This window comes from Lapidilactobacillus achengensis, assembly GCF_003946655.1.
GTDB lineage: Bacteria > Bacillota > Bacilli > Lactobacillales > Lactobacillaceae > Lapidilactobacillus > Lapidilactobacillus achengensis.
This window is the reverse complement of the sequence record NZ_RHOV01000042.1, coordinates 1-4,358: the sequence shown is the minus strand read 5'-3', so window position 1 is coordinate 4,358 and position 4,358 is coordinate 1. Positions and strand designations below refer to the sequence as shown.

Genomic DNA, 4,358 nt, shown 5'->3' with positions numbered 1-4,358 from the left:
AAAATGGCTTTGATGTTGAACGTGGCAACAAAAATAAAGAGCGTAAGAACTTATCAGTACCCGAATACAAAGCTATGCGGGAAGAATTGAAAAAAATAGAGACCGAAAAACAAGAGACACAAGTAAAGCTTGCACATACAAAAAAACAGCTTGATGAAATCAAGCCACGGGATAACAAAAAAATTGCTAGTAAACCCACCTTGATGAATAAAAATAAAGTCACGGTTGATAAATCTGATCTCGCTGATTTGGAACAACGGGCGTCTTTTAGTGATAATTACAATCAAATGCATGCTAGAGCAAGGCGTGAAGCCGACTCGTTAGGAGATAAACTGACTAGAACAACGTGGGAATATAATGACCTCGAAAGAGAAAATGTTCGTTTGCGAAAGTTAGTCGGAACACTTCAAGACATTGTGCGCAATGTTGATGAGTTTCTACACAAAAAACTAGGTATTAATTTACCTGAAAAGTGGCTAGAGCGTGCAGGACTAAAAGAACCGTCTAAAAAAGCCCCTGAAAGCTCACAGGAATTCGACAGGCATAAATCTGATGAATTAGGCGGTCCACATCTTTAAAACACTTATATGGGCTTAAAATGGCGTTTAAGAGCTTAATTTAACATCTCACTAGATTGAACGTAGTTAACTTTGTGTCTGTCAACGGTAAATCGAATTAAAGGGGCTTGCTGCTTTAGCAGTTAGCCCCTTTTTTGAGGCTTTAAGGAGTTGATAGACTAGCGGATAAAACACTTTTGCGCATGCAAAGAAAAGCACACCTGCTTTTTTTGCCTGCCCCACGGCGAGTGCGGGGTGAGTTTGAGCGGGAGCTCCCGCTCATTTATGGGGTCAAGCTGACACAGCTTGCGGGTTTGGGCGGAGCCCATATTTTGGTTTGAGTGGAATAAAAATTTTGAAAATCAGGGGGCAGGGAGCGATTTTCGCTCCCGTACTACGACCCCCCTTTTAAGTGCCGAGTGCCAATTTTGATAAAAAAGTGATTTTAAGCCTTTGATATCAATGGTTACAGAGTTTTATATCTCGGCGAGTTTTTGGCGAGTTTTTAGCGAGTTTTTAGCAAAATAGAGGTTTCTAGCACATATTGTTGACAATAATGTTGCAAAAACGCATAATAGTGGTGTACTTAAAATTAATTTAGTTTGGAGTAAAAAATATGGCTACAAATAAAAAAAGAATTACGGTCAGTTTAACTGAAGACCAGTATTCTACTTTGGAAAAACTTGCGAAAGAAAAAGGTTTTTCCAAGTCTGCGATTTTAGCTTTAGCTTTAGAAGATTATTCAAGAAAGGAATTAGAACAAAAAAAATAAGCGAAAACTCGGCTTGGGCAAGACGAAAGTTTCCGCTAAACATTGTTGTTCTAACAAGGTTATTCTACCATTATGGCAAAAGACAAATCAAGATACTTCACCTTTTTGTTATATCCCGAATCTATTCCAGAAGATTGGAAGTCGAAATTGGAATTAATTGGTGTCCCAATTGCTGTTAGTCCATTGCATGATAAAGATAAAAGTACTGTGCCAGGACAAGATTTTAAAAAGCCACATTATCATGTTGTCTATGTGGCTAAAAACCCAGTTACTGCTGATAGTGTTCGGTACAAAATTAAACAGCTTCTAGGCGATCAGAGTATTGCTAAAGTACAAATAGTCATCAGAAGTATGACAAGTATGTATTTATATCTTACTCATGAGTCGAAAGACGCTATCGAGAAGAAAAAGCATAAATATAATAAACAAGATATTACGCTGATTAATAATTTTGATATTGATAGATATATATCGCTTGATGTGGAAGATAAAGACGATATGTTGAATACTGTCTGTGATTTGATTGATGAATATGGGATAGCTAATATACGTGAATTGAAGCGTTTTGTTAGAGTTCATGGTAATGAGTATGGGCTTCCTAGTATGAAAATAATTAACTCCGTTTTGCGTGCGCATACTGCCTTGGTAAGGCTATATTTTGACGCAGTCTATCAAGAACGAAGATACGGCAGGGGCGATATTGATAAAGAAACGGGCGAAATATTGAACGATAAGGAGATTAGAGATGAAAAACAGAAATAAAACTGCATTTTGGATACCTTTTTCTATTACGTTTTGCGTTTTTTTGTTTTCCCTTTTTGCTGAGCCTTTTTTGGATAAAATATTTGGTACTCACCCTTTTTTATATCGGGTAATTGCTACCTAAATATTACATGATTAATGGAGGAAATTATTTATGACATTTAGTAACGTAGAAAATACACGAGTATGGTTTATTACAGGAGCGAGCAGTGGACTAGGATACGAGTTCACTAAAAAAGTACTAGAGTCAGGAGATAAGGTTGTTGGTGTTGCTAGAAATATTGAAAAACTTAATGAGTTAAAATACCAGTTTGAAGGAATGTTACTTCCGTTAAGTCTTGATGTTACTGATAGAAGTGCTGTTTTTACTACAGTGGAAACTGCCATTAAACATTTTGGAAGGATCGATATTGTCATTAACAATGCAGGAAATATGGTATTGGGAATGATTGAAGAATTTAGTGAAGATGAAGTTAGAAGTCAAATGGAGACTAATTTCTATGGTGCAATTTGGATTTGTCAAGCAGCTATGCCGTACTTACGGACACAAGGATCAGGTCATATTATACAGATATCTAGTATTGGTGGACTGATTACTGGTCCAATGTCGGGAATCTATAGTGCTAGCAAATTTGCTTTAGAAGGATTTAGCGAGGCATTAGCACAAGAAGCTGCACATTTTGGTGTAAAGGTATCTATCGTTGAACCCGGAGGCTATTGGACGAATCTATACTTAAAAATGAGTTTTACCACACAGAACAAAGAGTATGATTCATTACGTGAGAAGTTGGCTCAACAAAACTCAACCGAATCAGTTGATAGTGACCCTAAGTTGGCTGCCGAAGCTATAATGAAACTGGTTAATAGTGAGAATCCGCCTCTCCGATTGATTCTAGGAAGCCTTGTTTATGATTTAGCTGTTGAAAATGCAGAAAAACGTATATCTACATGGAAAGAGTGGGAATCAGTCAGTCGTTCTGCAGAACATGTGATTCCTGCACCAGAAGGATATGGAATAATCGAGGAATAGAAGATCAAAAAAATATTGAGATTATTTTTAAGTATGCCGCAATCGGGCGCGATTGTTGAATAAGTAAAATTAAGAGTGGCTACGGCTACTCTTTTTTTATTTGGCCAGAAGGAAAGATAAACGGGAAGTGTCAACGGTAAATGTCTGACTGGAGCAAAGCGGAAGGAATTTAAGGAGTTGATACGAGCCACTGATTTTCCACCCTCTCGGCATTGACAAAACTTTGTTTTGTCCTGCCAACCGGCGAGGGAGCCCCCTCAAAAAGTGAGGGGGTTGGGGGAGTTTTTTGGAGGGGGTCGAGGGGAAATTTTTCCCTCGTGGGTTTGGGCAAAGCCCATGGTTTTTTTACTTGATCTTGGGAATGAATTTGCAACCGTTGCGGAAAAGCGCAAAGGTGAAAATCTCATTTCTGTTACTAGGAAAAAGAAACGGCAGCAGCGGTTATTTTTTTGCTTTTGACTTTGGGAATCTGGCACAAGCCAGGTTCTTGCTTTGACCCTCGGAGAGCACACCTTTACGAATGTAAAGTATAGTGTGTTATACTTTACTTGGAAGATAACTCCGAAATGAGGTGCATACAATGAGTTTTGCAGTGGCTAGAATGACGAAATTAAAAGCTGATAATTTAGTCGGCATTGGCAATCATGACCAACGGAAAACGACTAATCACAGCAACGAAGATATTGATGTTTCCCGCTCCCACCTGAATTATGATTTGGTGGTTGGGCGCACTGATAATTTTAAAACGGATATTGAAGCCTATATCAACGAAAACAAAGCGAGTAAGCGGGCAGTTCGCAAAGACGCTGTTTTAGTCAATGAATGGATTCTAACCAGTGACAAAGATTTTTTTGAGCAATTAGACGAAGCCGAAACCCGCAAATATTTTGAAACAGCCAAACAATATTTTGCAGATAACTATGGTGACGAAAATATTCGCTATGCAGTCGTTCATATGGACGAAAAGACCCCACACATGCATATGGGCATTGTGCCCTTTGATGATGATAAAAAGCTCTCAGCTAAGCGTATATTCAATCGTGAAGCCTTACAACGTATTCAAGAGGAATTCCCACAGTACCTCAAAGAAAATGGCTTTGATGTTGAACGTGGCAACAAAAATAAAGAGCGTAAGAACTTATCAGTACCCGAATACAAAGCTATGCGGGAAGAATTGAAAAAAATAGAGACCGAAAAACAAGAGACACAAGTAAAGCTTGCACATACAAAAAAACAG

General features: G+C 38.3%; 4 protein-coding genes and 1 pseudogene. All 5 read left to right on the top strand.

The genetic code is table 11. The features are described from left to right. Positions 1–578, top strand: a pseudogene (locus tag EKM94_RS12110) (MobV family relaxase); the annotation flags it as partial. Between the two features lie 595 nt (positions 579–1,173). After that, the gene (locus EKM94_RS12105) at positions 1,174–1,329 is read left to right on the top strand and encodes a ribbon-helix-helix protein, CopG family (RefSeq protein WP_004906453.1); all 156 of its coding nucleotides are present in this window, start codon (positions 1,174–1,176) and stop codon (positions 1,327–1,329) included. 72 nt (positions 1,330–1,401) lie between these two features. Then, positions 1,402–2,091 (top strand): replication protein, encoded by a 690-nt coding sequence (locus EKM94_RS12100; protein WP_012478241.1) that lies wholly within the window; start codon positions 1,402–1,404, stop codon positions 2,089–2,091. 154 nt (positions 2,092–2,245) lie between these two features. Then, complete coding sequence (locus tag EKM94_RS12095) at positions 2,246–3,121, top strand: SDR family oxidoreductase (RefSeq protein WP_125602377.1); 876 nt, start codon at positions 2,246–2,248, stop codon at positions 3,119–3,121. A gap of 580 nt (positions 3,122–3,701) precedes the next feature. Further along, on the top strand, positions 3,702–4,358 hold a 657-nt coding region (gene mobV, locus EKM94_RS12090; RefSeq protein ID WP_164511240.1), incomplete at its 3' end, for a MobV family relaxase.